Source organism: Nocardia sp. NBC_00403 (assembly GCF_036046055.1).
Lineage (GTDB): Bacteria > Actinomycetota > Actinomycetes > Mycobacteriales > Mycobacteriaceae > Nocardia.
This window is the reverse complement of the sequence record NZ_CP107939.1, coordinates 6,072,200-6,094,277: the sequence shown is the minus strand read 5'-3', so window position 1 is coordinate 6,094,277 and position 22,078 is coordinate 6,072,200. Positions and strand designations below refer to the sequence as shown.

The window sequence follows — 22,078 nt, the reverse complement described above, 5'->3', positions numbered from 1 at the left end:
TTAGCAACAAGCTACCCGTTGGTAACTTGAGCTACTTTTGTGCACACTCCTAGTGATTGACGCCAATCCGGGGTCGTCGTATGTTCCTCGTCACAGCTCCCGGTGTGATTGTGGTTGGCGGCACAAATGGTGGATGACGGGTATGGCCTACGGGTCTTGCTGACGCGGGCACTACGCCGGATTCAGGAGTTGGAGGCGCAGCGGCACACGCACGAACCGATCGCCGTCGTGGGGATCGGCTGCCGGTTTCCCGCCGGTGCAGACAATCCGGACAACTACTGGGACCTGCTGATCTCGGGGCGCGACGCCATCGTCGAGGTCCCGGCGGACCGGTGGCCGATCACCGATCCGGCACCGCAGAGCGGACTGCGCCGGGCCGGTTTGCTCGACGCGCCGATCGACGCGATCGACACCGAATTCTTCGGAATCGCGCCGCGGGAGGCCGCCGCGATGGATCCGCAGCAACGTCTTGTGCTCGAAGTTGCCTGGGAGGCAATGGAAGACGCAGCGCTACTGCCCGAAAGTGCGGCCTCGACGAGAACCGGCGTCTTCTTGGGCGTCAGTTGGCAGGAGTATCAGCGGACCATCACGCCGGATTGGGTGCGGTCTGTCGACGCACACACGCTCACCGGAACGATGTCGAGCGTCGTCGCGGGACGGGTGGCTTATCTGCTCGGCTTGCGCGGTCCCGTCGTCGCTCTCGACACTGCCTGCTCGTCGTCCCTGGTCGCCGTGCACCAAGCGTGTCGCAGCCTGCGGTCGGGGGAGTGCGACGTCGCGTTGGCCGGTGGGGTGAATCTGCTGCAGTCCGAGCTGACTTCGGCGGCGTTGTCGCGGATGGGCGCGTTGTCGGCCGACGGCCGGTGCCGACCGTTCGACGCACGAGCGAACGGGTATGTGCGCGGCGAAGGCGCGGGCGTGATCGTGCTCAAACGGTTGTCGCGCGCGATCGCGGACGGCGACGAGATTCGTGCGCTCGTTCGAGGCTCGAGCGTGAACCACGATGGTCGGTCGATGGGGCTGACCGCGCCGAATCCCGTGGCACAGCGGGAGTTGCTGCGCGTGGCACTCGCCGACGCGGGTTGTGACGCGGCGCAGATCGGCTATGTGGAGACCCATGGAACGGGAACCGCACTCGGAGATCCGATCGAAATCGAAGCGTTGTCCGAGGTTCTGGGTGTGCCGCGGTCCGACGAGTCGGTGTGCTTGCTCGGCTCGGTGAAGTCGCAGATCGGGCATCTGGAAGCGGCCGCGGGGATCGCGGGACTGATCAAGACGGTGCTGCTGTTGCAGCGGGGACAGATCCTGCGCCAGCACGAATTCGACACGATGAATCCGCGAATCGCGCTCGACGGCACGGCATTGGCGGTGCCGACGCGCGATGTCGAATGGCCGGAGGCGGACCGGCCGCGGTTGGCCGGAGTGAGTTCGTTCGGGTTCGCTGGGACCAACGCGCACGTGGTGCTCGAGGCGGCCGCCGCGTCCACCGAAAGCGTAACGGTCCCTGAAATGCCTGCGGTGCTGGCCCTTTCGGCGCGGTCCGAAGCGGCCCTCGAGGCGCTCTCCGCGCGGTACGGCTCGGCATTGGCGCGCACGAAGCTGCCGCTCGCCGACATCGGCGCCACCGCGGCGCTCGGGCGAACACACTTCGCGCACCGGCGTGCGATCGTCGCATCGACCTCGGCCGAGGCGGCGAGCCGGCTCGCGACGCCGCATCACCGTGTGGGGTTGCCGCAAGAGCGGAATCCGCGGGTCGCCATGCTGTTCACGGGCCAGGGCGCGCAGTACGCGGGCATGGGAGCGGCGCTGTACGAGCGTCACCCGGTATTCCGGGCGGCACTGGATCGCTGTGACGACATCCTCGGTGTGCTGCCCGGTGGTCTGCGGCTGCGGGCGCTGCTATTCGACGTGAGCGACGAGGTGCTCACGCGCACCGAATACGCCCAACCGGCGCTGTTCGCGATCGAGTGGGCGTGCGTCGAACTGTGGGCCGCGTGGGGGGTCCGCCCGGATGTGGTGCTCGGGCACAGTCTCGGCGAGCTGGTGGCGGCGACGGTCGCCGGAGTACTCGACCCCGAGGAAGGGTTGCGGTTGGCGGCCGAGCGGGGACGGCTGATGCAGGCCGTGTCGCAACAGGGCGCAATGGCCGCAGTGTTCGGCGCGCAGGCCGAGTTCGCGGATCTGCTCGCTGAACTCGCACCGAGCCTGGCGGTGGCGGCCGTCAACGGGCCGCGGCAGTTCGTTGTCTCCGGCACGGAGGCCGCGGTGCGGCGGGTCCGAGACTTGGCTGCCGAGCGTGCCATTCGTGCCGTCTCGTTGCCCGGCACGACAGCGTTCCATTCGCCATTGCTGGACCCGATTCTCGACGACTTCGAAGCGAAGGCCGCCGAGCTGGTGGCAGAGCGATCCCGGATCACCTCGATACCGCTGGTGTCGAATGTGACCGGGCAGTTGCTCGAGGCCGCGGCGATGAATGCCGGGTATTGGCGCGAACATTCCCGTGGGACAGTGCGTTTCGCGGAGGGGATGCGGACGGTAGCGGACTTCGACGTGGACGCGTATCTCGAAGTGGGGCCGCATCCGGTGCTGCTGGACTTCGGGCGACAAGTGGATCCCGAGGCGATGTGGCTGCCGAGCCTGCGCCGCTCCTCGTCCGACGACACGACGATCCTTACGAGCCTCGGCGAGATCTACTGTGCTGGAGCGGATGTCAACTGGACAGCGGTGGTGCCGGTGCCGGCACGGCGACGCAACGGACTGCCGACCTACCCGTTCGCGCGGGAGCGTCAAGCGCCGCCGCTGAGTGCTGATGCGCCGGTGGACACCGGGTACCTTGCCGAACATCGGTTCCAGGATCGGCCGGTGGTACCTGCGGCATATCTGGCATGGGCAGCACTGCGAGCCGCCGGCGCGGATCGTGAACTTGTCGATTTCGTTGTCGCACAACCGGTTCCGTTGGACCAGCTCGCCGCGCCGGTGGTCGACGCGGCTGATGATCGCATCGATATCAGGTTCTGCGTCGAAGCCGGAAGGGCGGCTGCTGTTTCCGCGTCGGCGGTGCGCTGGGAACGGACCCGGCCAGGGGACACGACCGACCTCGCCGCGGCCGAGCACAGCGACGCCGCGGAATGGGATGTCGCCGAGTTCTATCGGAACTGCACCGAGGCAGGCCTGACGTTCGGCCCCCGGTTTCGGTGGATCGAACAGCTGCGTGCTGGTGGTGACTTCATGCTGGCCAAGCTGTCTCGCCCCGCAGAGCTGGCCGATGAACCGCAGGCGCTGCTGCCGTGCCTGCTCGACGCTGCCGTGCAAACCGGGCTCGCGTTGGTGACCCGGCAGGGGGACACCAGGCAATTGCCGGTCGGGATCGGCAGATTGCGCGTGCACCGCACGGACGAGGTCGAGAGGGCGTGGGCGCTGGCGACGCGCACCGGCCGAACGAATCGAATCCGGGTCTTCGATGACGACGGCGACCTCATCTGCGATATCGAAGATGTGTGGTACGCGAAGGCGGGATTCGGCCGACCGGCGTACGAACAGGTCGTCATGCCGGACCTGGTTCACCTCTCGGCCTGGGAGCGGGCGGTGGCCGAACCCGGTGTGGTCGCGCCGAATTCGTGGCTGGTCATCGGGATCGGTGAGCAGCCCGATCGGTTGGCCGAGGCACTTCGCAAGGCGGGTCACCCGGCTGTCCGGATCGACCGGACGGCCGACCGGACCGTCATCGCCGGAATGCTCGGCGAGGCGGGTCGGGCGGTTGTCTATCTCGGTGACGCCGAGGCAGACGACAGCGCGATTACGGCGCGTGTCGAAACCGAGCTCGCTGTCGAAGTTGTGCAGTCCCTGGCCCGTATTGCGCACGACGGCCCCCTGTACCTGGTCACTACTGCTGGCGTCGCCGTAACGCCGGGCGAGCGAGTGCGTCCGGCGGCCGCCGCGCTGTGCGCATTCGGGGCGGTGGTGCGCACCGAACTTCCGGAGCTGCGTTGCCGTCTGATCGATCTGCCGGATCGCGCTCGATCCGATGACCGCAGGCTCGTCGCGGAACTCCGCACCGCTGCCGTCGATCCCACGATTGCACTGCGGGGACGAGATCGTTATGCCCCACGTTCGGTGGCGCCCGCCGACGCAGCGGGGTTGAACGATCCTGACACCACGCACCGCGCTGACGGGCTTTATGCGCCACGCCTGCCGGAGTTCAGCGGTGCGATGGAACTCGACAGGGCCGCAGCCTATTTGATCACCGGCGGGTTGGGGGCGTTGGGTCTGCTCGCGGCGCGCGCACTTGCCGAGGCCGGCGCCGGAACGGTGGTGCTGGCCGGCAGACATGGTCCGAATGCGCAAGCTGCAGCGGCGATTGCGGGCATCTCGGTGCTCGGAACTCGGGTCGAGACCGTGCAGGTCGACGTCGCCGATCGAGATGCACTGTCCACATTGATCTCCCGATTCGGTGGCCGGCTGCCTCGATTGGCCGGGGTTGTGCACTGCGCTGGAGCACTGGACGACGCGTTGTTGATCGAGCAGTCCCCTGAGCGGGTGCGTCGGGTGTTCGCGGGCAAGGCGGACGGTGCCTGGAATCTGCACGAGCTGACCGCTGCCCATGCGCTCGACCTTTTCGTGCTGTTCTCCTCGGCCAGCGCCACCGTTGGCGTCGCAGGTCAAGGAAACTACGCGGCCGCGAACGCGTACCTCGATGCACTCGCCCGCGTTCGGATTGCCGGTGGCCTGGCCGCCCTGAGCATCCAATGGGGACCATGGGCAGACACCGGCATGGCGCGCGGCCTGAACGCGGCGGCCCGCCGCGCCTGGGAGCGCCACGGCGTCGCACAGCTCGACGTCGAGGACGGGGTCCGAACCCTGAAGTCGCTGTTGGCTGTTGACGGCGTCGTCGCCGTCTACCCGCCTGCCCTTGCCACCCGATCAATTGTGGCCACGCAACCGACTTCTGCCGCGCACCCCCCGGTGACGGACTTCCTGGCCACGGTCCGCGCCCACGCCACCACCGCGCTGGGCCGCAAGACTCCGGTCGCCGACCGCACCCCACTCCGTGAGTTCGGACTGGATTCGATGATCGCAGTGGAACTTCGGAACACGTTGTCATCGGAACTCGGGGTCCGGCTACCCGCCACGCTGCTCTTCGACCACCCGACCGTTGCGGCCGTGGCAGACGAGATCGCCCGACTCGCAGCCGAACAGACCGTGCCACGCGCAGCGGGCAAAGCAGTGCGCGAACCCGACCACCAGACGACCTTTGCCGCAACCGATGAAGCCGTGCTCGCCGCGTCGACACATGAACCCGACCGCGCTACGGCCCCGACCTTCGCCGGAGCCGAACGGGTCACTGCCTCTGCTCGGCCAGAAGAGGCTGGGCGGCCCGAGGTCGAGGGTCGGCAGGTTCAGGATGCCGCCGGATCGAGTGAGTACGACGATGCGATCGCGATTATCGGGATGGGATGCCGGTACCCAGGTGGGGTCCGGGGCCCTGGCGATCTATGGCGGCTGGTGTCGGAGGAAACCGATGCCGTTACCGAGGTTCCCGGGGATCGGTGGGACGTCGAGGCGTACTTCGATGCGGATCCGGATGTCGAGGGGAAGACGTATACCCGGTGGGGCGGTTTCGTCGACGGTGTCGAAGAGTTCGATGCGGGGTTCTTCGATATTTCGATCGGCGAGGCACGGATGCTCGATCCGCAACAGCGGTTGCTGCTCGAAACATCGTGGGAGGCATTGGAACACGCGGGGTATTCGGCGGACCGGCTGACCGGGAGCCGCACCGGTGTCTTCGTCGGCGTGATGTCGACCGACTATGCCGAACGGATGGCGCGGGCCGGCGTGGCGCCGAATGCGTGGTTCGGCACGGGGAATCTGGCGAGTATCGCTTCGGGTCGGTTGTCGTATTTCCTCGGTGTCAATGGTCCGAGCCTGACCATTGACACCGCGTGCTCCTCGTCGTTGGTGACGGTGCATTTGGCGATGCAGAGCCTGCGGCGCGGGGAATCCGATCTGGCACTCGCCTGCGGCGCGACCGTGGTTCTGACACCCTCGCTGGACATCTATTTTGCGCGGGCGCGCGGGCTGGCCGCGGACGGTCGGTGTAAGAGCTTCGACGCCCGCGCCGACGGTGTGGTGTGGAGCGATGGTGCGGGAACGCTGGTGCTCAAACGATTGTCGGACGCCCGCCGCGATGGGGATCGAGTACTTGCCCTGGTACGGGGTTCGGCGGTCAATTCCGATGGCCGCAGCCAGGGTTTGAGCGCGCCGAACGGTCCCGCACAGGAAAAGGTGATCCGGGCGGCGCTCGCGGACGCGAGGCTGACGGCATCCGACATCGACTATGTCGAGACGCACGGGACGGGAACGGCGCTCGGCGATCCGATCGAAGTGAACGCACTCGCCTCGGCACTGACCAGCGAACGGCCCGACAGCACACCGCTGTTGATCGGCTCGGTGAAATCGAATATCGGGCACACGCAGGCCGCGGCCGGGATCGCCAACATCATCAAGGTGGTCGAGTCCATGCGGCACGACCGGATCCCCCCGTCCCTGCATTTCCGATCCGGGAATCCGCACATCGACTGGGACGACATCGGTGTGCGAGTCGTCGCGAAGGAGCGGGCATGGCCGCGTTCGGCACGGCCACGTCGGGCGGGAGTGAGCGCGTTCGGCATCAGCGGCACGAATGCGCATGTCGTCCTCGAAGAGGCCCCCGTTTCGCCACACACCGACACCCCCGACCACACCCGCGGGCACCTGCTGGCCCTGTCCGCGAAGAGTGCGGACGGATTGCGTGAACTGGCCGGTCGATATCGGGATCTGCTGACCGCAGATCCCGATACGAGACTCCACGACCTCTGTGCCTGCGCGAATACCGGCCGCACGCATTTCGCCGCGCGAGTGGCGATCATTGTCGACACCACCGCACAACTGCGTGCGGCTCTCGAGTCGGTGGCTACCGGGAGCAGCGCCGCAGGCACAGTTGCGGACCGAGCCACCGGCTCCGGCGAACTGTCGACAATGGCTCGCCGGTACGTCGAGGGTGCCGATATCGACTGGCATGCAGTGCATTCCGACCGAACATGGCGACGAATCGAACTGCCGACCTATCCGTTCCAGCGCAAGCGTCATTGGCTCGACCTCACGCCCACACGGCCGGTCGGCGACGATCCGCATGAGCAGCCGGTCGGCGAGTTGTCGACCAGCGTGCTCGCGGTCGAGCCGGAGATGTTCAGCGGGCACCAGCTGCACGGCGCGCCCACGGTGCCAGCAGCGTGGATGGTCGCGCAACTCGCCCGGATCGCGGCCGAGTTGCCCGGGGCCGATCGCTGGGAGATCACCCACGTGCGGCTGACATCGCCGCTCACGGTCCCGTCCGTTGGCACGGTCGAGATCCGAATCGAGGCTGTGGCAGCCGGATACGAGGCGCACTTCGTCAGTACCTCCGGCATCGAACCCGAGTCGAATCCTTTCGCTCGGGCGGCGCTACGTGCGGCTGCCCGCCATCGGGAACCGGCTCCGAGTGGGTCATGGCTGCGGCAAGCGGCCAGAAGACCCCTCCACCATGTCCCACTCGACGACCGGGACGCCGGGGATGGCGCGGCATGGGCTGCGTATTACGGCCGGGTGGCGGAGTGGGGGCTGTGGTTGAGCGAGGACTACCGGTGTGCTGCCGAGTTTCGGCGGATCAGCGCGGCCGAATCGGAAACCTCGCTGTGGGCCTCTGCGAGTGAGTCGGTGTCGTTGGATCCGGTTCTGCTCGACGCCTGTTTGCACAGCATCGTGCTGACCGCCGATCCGGACACGCTATATCTGCCTGTTTCGATCGATCGAATTGCATTGTCCGACAGTGAATGTGCGGCCGGTGACCTGGTGCGCTGCCGTGTTCGTGTAACCGATCGCGGTGCACGAGTGATCGTCGGTGACGCGACGCTGATCGACAGCGACGGAGGCACGATTGCGACAATCGGCGGAGCGTGCCTCATTGCGGCGGGGAGCGCCGCGGCAGCACGGGATGCCGAAGCCCCACAGGATGCCGTAGGTCCACGGGATGCCGTAGGTCCACGGGATGCTGAAGCCCTGAGGGGTACTGCAGCCCTAGGGCACGCCGAAAGCCTGAGGGATACCGAAGGCCCAGGAGATGCCGAAGCCCTGCGGAACGCGACAACCCCAAGGGGCGCGCCAACAGTCCTGCGCGGAGAGACCGCTGGTCCCGAGTATGCAACAGCCCCTTGGGGTGCGCGAACTCCAGCCCTGCGCGTAGAAACCGCTGCTCCCGAGCATGCGGCAGCCCGCATCGAGCGGCTGTTGCATCGTCTCGAGTGGACACCGATCGCTATCGGCGAACAACTCCCCGTCGGCAAGGGCGCCGCAGATCGATGGCTGGTGTTCAGTGACGGACCGACGGGGGACGCAGTCGCCGCCGGGCTGTCGGCGCGAAATATCGAGATCAGCGTGGTGCGTCCGGAAGATGTTCTCGGCGAGAGGTTGTCGATCGAGCCCGGCGAGGGGAACTTCGCGGCGCTCCTCTCCGGCACACCGTTGGGCGGCATCGTCTACGCGTGGACCACCGGTTCCGCGGCGGACCGGGTCGGCACAGTACTGCGGCTCGCCCGCGCGCTGGACGGTGCCGACCGCGTGCCGTCCACGCTGTGGCTGCTCACGGTGGGTGCTCAACGCGTCTCCGGCGCCGATCGGCCCGACCCGGAGCAGGCCATGATGTGGGGGCTGGGCCGAACTCTTGCCACCGAGCATCCTGAATTCGGTTGTCGCCTAGTCGATTTGGAGGAAGCAGGCGCGGTCGACACGGCGCTGGTGACAGCCGGCTTCGTCGCCGGGATCGAAGACCGTGAACTCGCCGTCCGCGACGGCCGGTGGCATGCCGCTCACCTGACGGACGGAGTGCTGGATTCGGATGTGGCGGACAACTTCCACCTGGTGGCCCACCGATCCGGTGACCTGGGCCGATTGCGCTGGGATTCGACCGCCCGTCGCGCGCCGGCGCCGGGCGAGGTGGAAATCGCGGTCGAGGCCACCGGTCTGAACCCGCGTGACCTATGGCTGGCGTTGGGCACTCACCCGGACGCTCCCGCGCCGCTCGGCCTGGAATGCTCGGGTCGCGTGACCGCGCTGGGCGCGGGCGTCACCGAGTTCCGCGTCGGTGACCGTGTGGTGGCGTTGGCGAGTGGCAGTTTCGCGCGCTACGTCACGGTGGACCACCGGCTGGTGGCGCCGCTGCCTGCGCGGATGACATTCACCGAGGGCGCCACCATTCCGGCCGCATTCGTTACCGCGTGGTACGGGCTCTTCGAGGTGGCGGGTGTACGGGTGGGTGAGCATGTCCTGGTGCACGCTCCCGCGAACGGAATCGGCATGGCCGCTGTGCAGTTGGCCGGGTGGGCGGGGGCGCACGTGCTCGGCACGGTCGCCCTCAGCCGATGGGCGGCAGGCGTCGGACTCGATATCCCGCAGGTCGACACCTGGCGCACGCACGGTGTGGGCGATCAACTCTACGCGCTCACCGACGGCCGAGGTGTCGATGTCGTATTCAATGCGATCGCGGGCGAGTTCACCGCAAGTGCCGCAAAAATCGTCGGCCCACATGGACGATTCATTGATATTGATGATCCGGGCCAGTCCCGACGCGAGGACGGGGCACAGGCCGGGCACGGCATCGACTACCGAGTGGTCGATCCGAATTCGGTCGATCCAGAACGCCTGGGCACGATCTTGCGCACGGTGCTGGAACTGTTCGACAACAGTACGTTGGCTGTCCGGGACCAACCAGCGGTGTACGAGGCGGACGACGTGCAGACCGCGTTCCGTTCCTTGTGGCGACACCAGCATTCTGGTCCTATTACGTTGCAACGTAAGACTACTCGCGCAACGGCGAACGGCATCCGAACGGTCGCCGGCACCGGCACTTACTTGGTCACGGGCGGATTCGGCGGACTCGGCGCGGCAGCGGCCCGGTGGCTCGCCGCACGCGGGGCGCGCACAGTGCTGTTGGTCGGCAGGCGCGGACCGGATGACGCGGGCGATCGGCTCGTGGCTTCGCTGCGGGCCGACGGTCTTCACGTGGCGACTCGTCAGGTCGACGTCGCGGATCGGGCAGCGGTGGCGGAATTGCTCGCCGGGTTCGAGGAATCGGGGTTGCCGCCGCTGCGGGGTGTGGTCCATTGCGCGGGCGTGCTCGATGACGGCGTTGTCAGCGAATTGTCCTGGCGTCGCTTCCAGGCGGTCCTCGGCCCGAAATACCTTGCGGCCCAGCATCTGGACGAGCTGACGCGCGGCATGGAGCTGGATCTGTTCATCACCTACTCGTCGGTCGCGGGGTGGCTGGGCACTCCCGGGCAGGCGAACTATGCCGCCGCCAATGCGGCGCTCGACGCCTTGGCCTGGCGGCGGCGTGCCGACGGGCTGTCCGCGCTGAGCATTGTGTGGGGACCTTTTGCCGATGTCGGGATGGCGGCAGGGCGGCCCGAACTCACCCAACGCCTGGACCGGCGCGGGCTGCCGCCGCTGCGGGTGGCGGACGCTGCCGCGGCACTGGACCGATTGCTGTCGGTCGACAGTCCTTGTGCAGGCGTCTTCGATTTCTCGGCCGATCGCTGGTACAGCGCCTATCCGGCTCGCGTTTCGGTCGCGGAGGCGAAACGGGAGTCGATCCCGGACACACGACCTATCGACGCCGGTGCGACTACGGGGCAGGTGAACGTGCAGCATCCTTCGGAAAGTGCGGCTACACAGCGAGATACGGGCCGTTGGGTAGCGCTCGTCCAGCGCATCGCGATGCGTGTGCTGGATCGGACCGCCGAACTCGATCCGGATCTGCCGTTGCACGACATCGGCGTCGACTCGCTGACCGGGATGGAGTTGCGTGCCGCACTGGCCACCGAGATCGGTGCACCCCTGCCCACCGGACTCGTCTTCGACTACCCGACCGTGCGTGATATAGCGAAGTTGTTGCAGCGCAAGGGCACTGACGTCAAACTCGACCATTCGAACGGTGCGAGCCAGGTCGCTCACTCGGACCTCGACCAACCGGAGATCGACCACCGGTTCGAGGGGGTGGGGACCGCCGTTCGGCACGAACGAGACGCCGACAACGTCACGCACATCGGTGGCGAGGACGACGATCCGATCGTCATCGTGGCCATGGCCTGCCGGTTCCCGGGCGGCGTGCGTACCCCGGAGGAGTTCTGGGAGCTGCTGTGGGCGGGCCGGGACGCGATCACCGAGGTCCCGCCGCAGCGCTGGGACATCGACGCCTTCTACGACCCGGACCCCGCCGCTCTCGGCACGATGTACACCCGATGGGGTGGATTCGTCGACGGCGCCGACGAATTCGATCCCGCTTTCTTCGGCATCGGCGCGGCCGAGGCAAGGGCTATGGATCCGCAGCAGCGCCTGCTATTGGAAACGAGCTGGGAGGCGTTGGAGCGGTCCGGGCGGGCGCCGGGGAGTTTGGCGGGCAGCCGGACCGGAGTCTTCGTCGGTATGTGTTTCAGTGAGTATCCCGGAACGCCCACGCAGGCAACAGATCCGGCGTCGATCGGCGCTTACTCCGTGATCGGTTCGGCGCCGAGCGTCGCGGCCGGCCGGGTGGCCTACGCGCTCGGGTTGCAGGGTCCCGCGGTCACGCTCGACACGGCATGCTCCTCGTCGCTGGTCGCCGTGCAGTCGGCGTGGGACGGCCTGCGGGCGGGGCGCTGCGATCTGGCGCTGGTGGGTGGGGTCAATCTGCAGCTGGCACCAGAAACCACGATCGGGTTCTGCCGTCTGGCGTCGCTATCGCCGGACGGCCGGTCGCGGGCGTTCGACGCCGACGCCGACGGCTATGTCCGCGCGGACGGTTGCGGTGTGCTGGTACTGACACGACTATCCGCGGCCCACGAGCACGGCGACCGGGTGCTCGCGGTGGTGCGCGGTATCGGGGTGAATCACGACGGCAGGTCCAACGGGCTCACCGCACCCAACGGCCCGGCCCAGCAGCGGGTCATCCGGGATGCCTTGGGGCAAGCGGGAATCCGGCCCGGCGAAGTCGACTACGTGGAAGCTCACGGCACCGGCACACCGTTGGGCGATCCGATCGAGGCGGCGGCACTTGCCGAGGTCTACGGCGAGCACCGCACCGTGCCGCTGCTCATCGGCTCCGTCAAAACGAATATCGGGCACACCGAAGGGGCGGCCGGTGTCGCCGGTGTGATCAAGGCCGTCCTGATGGTGCAGCACGCGATGATTCCGCCGAGCCTGCATTTCCACACGCCCAATCCGCTCATCGATTGGTCGGGGCTACCGCTGGAGGTTGTGCGGGAGCCGCGAGCGTGGCCCGAGACCGGCCGCCGTCGTACGGTCGGTGTCAGCTCGTTCGGCATGAGTGGGACCAATGCGCACCTCATTCTGCAACAGGCCGCACCGGAGCCCGATCGTCGTCACATCGCTTCGGCACCACAGGTGCTGGTCGTCTCAGCGCGTGACGACGCCGCACTGATCGAGTCGGCGAATGGCTGGGCGGACCGTTTGAGTGGGACCGTCGGCGAGCTCGCCGATTTCGCCTACACGTCCGCTACCGGGCGTACCCACTTCGAGGAGCGCCTGGCTGTGGTCGCGGCAACGGCGGATACCGCCGCCGCTCGATTGCGCGCTGCGGCAGCGGATGCGCGGTCGGTGCTGCGAGGCCGGGTCGAGCGCGCCTCGGCCACACCGAAGATCGCAGTGCTGTTCACCGGGCAGGGATCCCAGTATCCGGGCATGGCCAGGGGATTGTTCGAGACCGAACCGGTGTTCCGGCGGGCATTGCAGCACTGCGACGACGTGCTGGGGCCGATCAGCGACGGAATGGGGCTGCTCGATGCCTTGTATGGTGACCGTGCGTCCGCAGACACGCTCGCCCGTACGGTATTCACCCAGCCTGCGCTGTTCGCGGTGGAGTGGGCGCTGTGGGAGCTGTGGCGTGACTGGGGGATTGTGCCCGCCGCAGTGCTGGGCCACAGTGTCGGAGAGTATGTGGCCGCATGCGCGGCCGAGGCGATGCGGGTAGACGATGCGCTGCGCTTGATCGCCGTACGCGGCAGGCTGATGCAAAGCCTGCCGGATGGTGGCGGAATGCTGGCGGTCGAGGCCGATTCGGCGGCGCTCGCCCCAGCACTCGAACGCTATGCGCCCGCGGCGGCGATCGCCGGATTCAACAGCCCGGCTCAGGTCGTGGTCGCCGGGCCGCGCAGCACGCTCGGATTGCTGCAGGATGATCTGGCAGCGGCAGGAATTCGCGCAACTGCCCTGACTGTGTCGCATGCGTTCCATTCACCTCTGATGGACCCGATTCTCGATGATCTGGCCGAAGCCGCACGGCGCACCGTGCTGCGGGATCCCGCGATCCCGATGATCTCGAATGTCACCGGTGCCCCCGTGCGTGCCGGTGAGCTCACGGCAGAGTACTGGGCGCGACAGGCTCGACAGCCGGTTCGCTTCGTGCAGGGGATGCGGGCCCTGACCGAACTCGGGATCGGCACCTTCCTCGAAATCGGGCCGCAACCAACGCTTTCGGCGCTCGGCAGTCGCACGATCGAGGGTCCCGCGAGGTTTGTCGCGGCATTGCGGCGCGGCCGCGACGACCGAGAGATGACAGCGGATGCGCTGGCGCAGATGTACGTCGGCGGCGTCGCCATCGATTGGGAACGCGTGCACCGGCCGCATACGCCACGACGGGTCCTCGCCCCGACCTACCCCTTCCAGCGGCAGCGGTACTGGGTCGACCAGCCCCGCAAGCCCATGGCGCCGAGTCCGAACGGGCCGGACGCGGCCGCGCACCGACTCGGAGATGATCTTCATCGACCGGCCGCCACCACGTCTACTGCAGCAGTACACACGCCGCTTCCGTACCTTCCGCGCCGTCTCGACTTGCCCGGCGACGTCACGCATTTCGCTATGACCCTTGCGCCGGCCGCACCACGCTATCTGTCCGATCACGTGGTCGATCATGACGTGGTGGTTCCCGCCGCGTGGTTCGTCGCGACCATCGTGGCGACGACACGGGAGGTGACCGGTGCCGAGGTCGTCACGATCGAAGATCTCGTGATCGCCAACGGTCTGATGCTGACGGCGGACCATCTGGTTCAGCTACGTTTCGCGCCGCAGGTCGCCGGTTTCATCGTGGAGGTCGCGAGCCGCGTGGGGGACGGCTGGCACACCCACGCTCGTGCGCGGGTGTCCACGGGCGCTATCCGAAACGCTGTCGAGTTCACCGTCACCGATCTGGTGAATCGTTGCACCGCAACGCAATCCGCCGACGACTTCTACCGGATGCTCGCCGTCGCCGGTCTGCACTACGGTCCGGCGTTCCAGCGTGTCGTCGAGGTTCGGACCGGTGATCGAGAAGCTGTGGTCAGGATGTCGGATCCCGACGCCGACCCCGACGCCGACCCCGACGCCGACCTGCTGCAACCAGTCCTACTCGATGCGGCCTTCCAGGCAACCTATGCCGCGATGGCGCCGCAGGCGGGGACGCACACCTGGGTGCCCATAGCCATCGACCGGGTGAGCGTTCCGGCCGCCGGCGGGCGAATCCGATACGGCCATGTGCGTGTTCTCGAGCAGACGCCGCAGCTGTGTGTCGCCGACGTTCTGCTGCTCGACGAGGAGGGTGCTCCCGTGCTGATCGCCGACGGTCTGCGAGTGGTGCGGACGGCCACCGACCGCTCTGACGCCCGACTCGCAGTCCGGCTGTCGCCGACCACCCACGGCGAAGCAGCCCTTCAGGATGTCTACCGCATGGCTTGGCAGGATGCCGGGCCGGTCACAGAAGTCGCTGCTGCGGGCCGCTGGCTCGTCGTCGGAACCGTGGGCGGCCCCGGCGACGCGGTCGCGGCCGGTCTGCGGGCATCGGGCGCACACTGCGCGGTAGCGCGGCCCGGCCCCGGATTCGGGTTCCTCGCGGACGACGAGTTCGAAGTGGACCTCGGCATCCCGGCGGCGGTGCGGGCCTTGCTCGGCGCGGCAAGCGACGGGCGAACGCCGCTGCGCGGCATTGTCTACACGACGCCGGTGTCGGCCGCCGATGGCATGACGCCGGACCGGGCTCAGCAGGCGGTCCTCGGCGCACTGCACCTGGTGCAGGCCGCGGCCGTGAGCGGTGAACCCGCACTGTGGCTGCTCACCCGCAATGGCCAGCAGGTGGATGCAGCCGATCGGGTCACGCCGGAACAGTCCGCACTGTGGGGCTTTGCCCGCAGCGCTCACCTCGAGCAGCGCGAAATCGGTTGCCGAATAATAGATCTCGATGATCGATCGGCAGCAGATGCGGAAGCTGTTGTTGCCGAGCTACTCTCGACCACACCTCGTCGACAACTCGCGCTGCGCGGCGGAAGGCGGCTGCTGCCGCGACTTGTTCCCGCCCAGCGATCCCGGACGGAGCCGGAGCCGGTGCGGAACGGTTTCGACAGCGCGGCCACCACACAGACGGTACTGAGCACCGAGGGGACGGTGCTGATCACCGGGGGGCTCGGCGGAATCGGCCGGACCCTGGCCCGCTGGTTCGTCGACCGCGGCACCCGAAGCTTGGTCTTGGCCGGGCGCAACGCCCCGGACGCCACGGCACTCCAGCTGATCACCGAGCTCAGAGAACGTGGCGCGCATATCGAGATCCGCACTCTCGACGTGGCCGATCGTGCTGCGGTAGCGGCCACCCTGGACTGGATCGACCGTGAACTCGCACCGCTGGCCGGGGTTGTTCACCTGGCGGGTGTCCTCGATGACGGGGTGATCGTCGAGCAGTCCGCGACCCGACTGGGCCGCGTTCTCGCGCCGAAATCGCACGGCGCCTGGCATCTGCACGAGCTGACCACACCGCGCGCACTGCGGTTTTTCCTGCTGTTCTCCTCGGCGTCCGCGGTGGTCGGCCTGCCCGGCCAGTCGAGCTACAGTGCGGCCAACGCGTTCCTGGACGGATTGGCCGAGCTGCGCCGCGCCGCTGGCCTACCCGCACTGTCGATCGCCTGGGGACCCTGGGCCGGAACAGGCATGGTGGACCGGCTCGGCGCCGGCGATGTGCGACGCCTCGCCCGCCGCGGCTACTACCTGCTCTCCGAGCGCCGTGCACTCGAAATCCTCTCGCACACTATGGATTCGGAGAGTGGCGCCCTGATGGCACTGCCGCTCGACCTGCCCGCCCTGCGCCGGTCGGGTGTCGAGGTGCCCGACGTGCTGGCGGGCCTCGCCGCCGGCGGCACACCGCCGCCGGCCCCGACTTCCGTCGCGGTGGAGCGCAGAGTCATCCACGATCGGACCGGATTCGACGCCGAGATGGCGGCGCTGGTCCGGCACTGTATCGGCCTGGCTCCCGACGCCGACCTCGATCGTCCACTGCACGAACTCGGCCTGGATTCGGTCGCGGCCATCGAGATCCGGGACGAGCTGTCTCGCGCCGTCGGGCACCGCCTGCCCGCCACGCTGGCTTTCGAATATCCGACCCCGCGTGCGGTCATCGACCTGCTCGTACAGCTGGGAACGACTGTGCAAGAGCCGGTTTCGCGGCGGGACGGAGTATCTGCCGTATACGCGATCGCGCCGGTGGGTGTGTCGGCACGGGATTCGGTTGTGCAGCAGTACGAAGTGTCCGCGGAACGTGCCGCCCATTACTCGTCCGCAGCCCAGGATGAGCCAGGGCGCACCTCGGTTGCGCTGCGGGGTGAGTTGTCCGCGAGCGGGTTCGTTCGCAGTTGGCCCGGATCTGTGAACGCGCCAGCTCATGAAGCGGTGTCGCGACAGCATGAGGTCTCCGCGCCGAGCCCGGCCGATACGGAGGCGCTACGGATCACCGGTCTCGCGCCGGCCAGGCGGGAGCGCTCGGGCGAGGGCGTCGGGGACATCGCAATTGTGGGTGTGAGCGGTCGGTATCCGGGAGCGGACGGATTGGAAGAATACTGGCGGGTCCTGCTGGAGGGGCGCGACTGCATTACCGAGATTCCGCGGGAGCGGTGGGATCACTCGCGATACTTCGTTCCGGATCGGCACAACCCGTATACCTCCTACACCAAGTGGGGCGGGTTTCTCGACGATGTCGATTGTTTCGATCCGCTGTTCTTCGCGATCTCGCCGCGTGAGGCGGAGGTGATGGATCCGCAGGAACGACTCTTTCTACAGACAGCTTGGGCCGCTTTGGAAGACGCGGGACATACGAGGGCCGATCTGGCGCGGCGTGGATTGCGCCCCGAAGAGGCCGGGGTATTCGTCGGCATCATGTGGGGCACTTACCAGATGTTCGGTGCGGAGGAGTCGCGGCTGGGACGCGGCACGTTGCCCGCTTCGACTTTCTGGAGTGTCGCCAATCGGGTGTCACACGCGCTCGATTTCCAGGGGCCGAGCATGGCGGTGGACACGGCGTGTTCCTCCTCGCTGACCGCGCTGCATCTGGCCTGTCAGAGCTTGCGGACCGGGGAGTGCCGGATGGCCGTGGTCGGCGGGGTCAACCTGTCGCTGCACCCGTACAAGTTCGTGGCGTTGAGCCAGGGGCAGTTCGCCTCCACCGACGGGCGCTGCCGATCCTTCGGGGCGGGCGGCGACGGATATGTGGCAGGAGAGGGGGTCGGCGCGCTCGTGCTGCGGCCGCTGGCCGACGCCGAGGCGGACGGCGACACCATCCACGCGGTCATCAAGGGCACCGCGGTGAACCATGGCGGCCGGGTGAACGGCTTCACGGTGCCCAACCCGACGGTGCAGGCGGCGGTGATCCGTTCGGCGCTACGCACCGGCGGCGTCGATCCGGATTCGGTGTCCTACATCGAGGCACACGGCACCGGAACCGCACTCGGCGACCCCATCGAAATTGCCGGCCTGTCCAAGGTATTCGGCGGAACCGGGCGGGCCGAGCTGCCCATCGGCTCGGTGAAGTCCAACGTCGGGCATCTGGAGGCCGCGGCAGGTATGGCGGCACTGACCAAGGTGCTGCTCCAACTGCGCCACGAGACCATCGTGCCCTCACTGCACGCGACGCCGGCCAACCCGAACATCGACTTCGCGAGCACTCCGTTCCGGATTCCCGAGCGACCGCTGCCGTGGCCGTCCGGTGGTCCCGGGCAGCCGCGCCGGGCGACGATCAGCTCATTCGGCGCCGGAGGATCCAATGCGAATGTCGTGCTCGAAGAATACGTGGACCAGCGCCCGGTCACCCGATGGGTCGACGATCAGATCGTGCCCGTGTCGGCGCGGGATACGGATCGTCTCACCGAATACGTTGCGGCACTGGATCATTTCCTCACCACCCAACGGCCGAACCTGGCCGATCTCGCGCACACAATGCAGGTCGGCAGGCTTGCGGGCAGCGCGCGAACCGCGTTCATAGCGCGCGATCTGGACGAACTCCGGGCAGCGGTTCGTACCTGGGTCGAAGACGCGCCCGGCGCACGCGGTTCAGCGCGAGCGGCCGCCGATCAGCGCATCGCGAACTGGCTCAACGGTGCCGAGATCGATTGGGAGACCGTGTGTAACAACGAATCCCATCGCCGGATCCCGCTACCGACCTATCCGTTCGCCCGCGAACGCTACTGGATTCCCGACGTTGTGGACCGAAACGATGGTCCGACAGCGGACGACGCAACACCCTCCGCGGCGCCGGCAGCAAGCGTTGCCGATCTCGGAACCACCGTCGATGCCGGAACGCGTGCCAGGAATGGGCAGGCCCGCAGCGCCACGTTCGAAACCATCGCCACCGGGGCGGAAGCGGTTGCCGTGCGCGCGGAACGGCGTGCACTCGTTCCCGTGTGGCGGCCCACGGAACCCGGCCGCGGTGATATACGCGACCGCCTGCCGCTGGTCTTGTACGACGCCCGGACACCCGCATCCTTCGTCGAGACACTGCGGGCAACACTCGGGGAGCCGCGCCTGATCCGGGTCACCGATGCCCCACGAGATGGTGACCTCGACCGTACCGACTTCGCAGCGGGCGCCCAACTCGGTCGTGCACTGCTGGCTCGGTACTCGGACACCGACAGCGTGATCGATCTCTGCGATCTCGCCCCGTTGCCCTCCGGTCACCGACCGACTGCTGATCTCGGCCGAATGGGCTTGTACCAGGGCGTGATCGACGGCCGTTCGCGCGCCCTGTTACTGCTGCATGTGGCGGCGGGCACCCCGGGCACAGACGGGCCGGAGTGCACGCCGCTCGCCGGACTGGTCGCGGCTCTTTCCGATGAGATCGGCGATGTACACACCCGCAGTGTGCATCTGGTCGCCCACCGCGGCGCCGTCTGCGCGGATCCGCACTCGCTGATCGAGATCCTCGGCGCGGAGTGCGCGTCCGTGGGTGACGATGCCCCGCGCGTGCGGTACCAGGGCGGGCGACGTTCGACCGTCGGGCTCGAACCGGTGGCACCGCGCAGCGGACTCGTCGTCGATCCCGCCCGCACCTATGTCGTGACCGGCGGAACCCGCGGCCTCGGTGCGGAATTCGCGGCCATGCTCATGGAGCGTGGCGCGCGCCGGCTGGCCATTCTCGGACGGGAGGCGCTGCCGCCCGAATCCGAATGGCCAGGACTGGCCGACTCGGACGGGCCGCACGCGGCCAAGGTGCGGCGGCTGTCCGCGCTGCGCGACCGAGGTGTCGCGATACGCACCTATTTCGGCGACCTCACCGACGAGGCGGCATTGACCCATTTCTTCGCCGAGGTCCGGCGTGAGCTCGGCCCGATCGGCGGCGTATTGCACTGCGCGGGAGCTGTTTCCGTGGAGAGTCCCGCCTTCGTCCGAAAGACCGCGCCCGCGGTGGCAGACGTTCTGGCGCCGAAGATCGCCGGAACGGCGGTGCTCGCCGCGGTGCTCGCCGCTGATCGACCGGACTTCTTCGTGCTGTTCTCCTCGGTCTCGGCCGTCCTGCCCGGTCTCGCGGTCGGGTTGTCCGACTACGCGATGGCCAACGCACACCTGGACCGCTTTGCCGAGGCCCAGCACGCCAACGGCCGCACGTGGTTCCGTTCGATCGAGTGGCCGTCTTTCCGCGGCACCGGGTTCGGTGCGGTGACGACGTCGGCCTATCGGTCGACCGAATTGCCGACGATGACGGCAGCGGAGGGCTTCGATCTCCTGGACGGCATCCTCGGCCTGCCCGAGACGCCGGTCGTCCTGCCCTATCACGGTGTGCCACTGCAGCTCTCGCTTCACCCGTCGAACCGCGACGCGGTCTCCGGTCCGGCCGTGGCTACGCCTGCCGTCGATGCGGGCGCACACGGCGGATCGAGTCGGGCCTATCGGGAGTTGTTGCGAATCTTCTCCGATGAGCTGAAGCTCGCGCCCGCCCGCTTCGAGGGGCACAAGCGCTTCGACGAGTACGGCGCCGACTCCGTACTCATCGCTTCCGCGGTACGCCGCATCGAGAAGGTGACCGGACAACCTTTCGATCCCGCACTGGTGCTGGAGTACCCAACCCTGGACGCACTGGCCGATCTACTGACCGACCAGCATCCGGATCTGTTCGCCACCCCATCACATCCGAAGCGGGCGCAACCCCAAGGCGATCCAGATCCGCGGGGCGCAGTCGACGGTGGCGCGACCAACGGCGTGGGCCCGCATCGCACCGGCGCACTGCCGGGATCGGGCAAGCAGCGTAATGGCTCGGTCGCGCCGATCGCCGTCGTCGGAATCGGCTGCCGCCTGCCGGGCGGTGACGACCCGAACGCGTTCTGGCGCATGCTCGCGGCAGGCGAATCCGGTATCCGCGAGGTCGACCCGGCACGCTGGGATCCCGCGCGGTACTACCACCCGACCGGAGGTCCGGGATCGACCAACAGCAAATGGGGCGGCTTCGTCGACGGCGTCGACCTGTTCGATCCCGGGTTCTTCGGGATCAGTGACGCGCTCGCCTGGCAGATGGACCCCCTGCAGCGGCTGCTGCTGGAAGCATCCGTGCTGGCGACCGCGGATGCCGGCTATCACCGCGACGAGCTCGCGGGCCGCCGGATCGGGGTGTACGCGGGTAGTCGTGCGGCCAACTACTTCGACCGCATTCCGGTCGCCGACCGGCACACCATCGTCGGCATCGGGCAGAACTTCATCGCCGCCCGTATCTCCGACTACTTCGATTGGCATGCGGGCAATCTCATACTGGACAGCGCCTGCTCGTCGTCGCTGGTATCGGTGCACCTGGCCTGCCAGGCGCTGCGCGCGGGCGAACTCGACGCGGCACTGGCCGGTGGCGTCGAGGTGCTGTTGGACGAGGCACCGTTCGTGACCCTGGCCGCAGCCGGTGTGCTGTCGCCGAACGGCCGTTGCGCCACCTTCTCCGAGCACGCCGACGGCTTCGTGCCGGGGGAGGGCGCGGCATTGCTGTTGCTCAAGCGTCTGGACGACGCGGTCCGCGACGGAGACCGGATCTACGCGGTGCTGCGCGGCTCGGCGATCGGCAACGACGGGCACACGATGGGCATCACCACACCCAATATGCGCGCGCAGATCGAGGTCATCACCGCCGCCCTCGACACGGCGGGCATGTCGCCCGACGCGCTGTCGTATATCGAAGCGCACGGCACCGGGACCATGATCGGCGACCCGATCGAACTGAAGGCCTTGGCGACCGTACTCGGCGACCGTTCACGCGGACCCCGACCATGTGCGGTCGGCAGCGTGAAAACCAATATCGGCCATCTACTTTCGGCGGCCGGTATTGCCGGCGCGGTGAAAACGATTCTCGCGGTGCACCATGGTGCGCTGCCGCCTTCGCTGCACTGCGAAAACCTCAACCCGCGTTTCGCGTTCGCCCGGTCGCCGCTGTACATCAACCGCGAGTTGCGCCAGTGGCGCACCGACGACGGCAGGCCCCGTGCCGCGGGCGTCAGCTCGTTCGGGTTCGGTGGCACCAATGCCCACCTGATCGTCGAAGAGGCACCTGGGGCGCACCGTCCGGTGCGTAACCCGCTGTCGCCCCCCGTCTTCCGCAAGAGGAGCTTCATGCTGCCGAAATCGGTTCCGAGCACACCGACCGATCCTGGGCCCCGGTTCGCGCTTTCGTCGGTGCCCACCACGGCCGCGCCGACAGTGCCCACCGCGTCGTTCCTACGCGTGGAGCCACTGGTATGAACGAGCGAAGTGAGGGAGT

1 protein-coding gene is annotated in these 22,078 nt (G+C 67.8%); it reads left to right on the top strand.

Going from position 1 to position 22,078, the window contains the following annotated elements; genetic code table 11:
* Nucleotides 1-126 precede the first annotated feature (126 nt).
* Entirely contained in the window at nt 127-22,059 is a 21,933-nt protein-coding gene (locus OHQ90_RS27005; protein WP_328402100.1) for an SDR family NAD(P)-dependent oxidoreductase, read from the top strand.
* Nucleotides 22,060-22,078 lie beyond the last annotated feature (19 nt).

Coding starts and splice junctions, on each gene's coding strand:
- OHQ90_RS27005 (WP_328402100.1), top strand. CDS start 127: ATGGTGGATGACGGGTATGGCCTACGGGTCTTGCTGACGCGGGCACTA.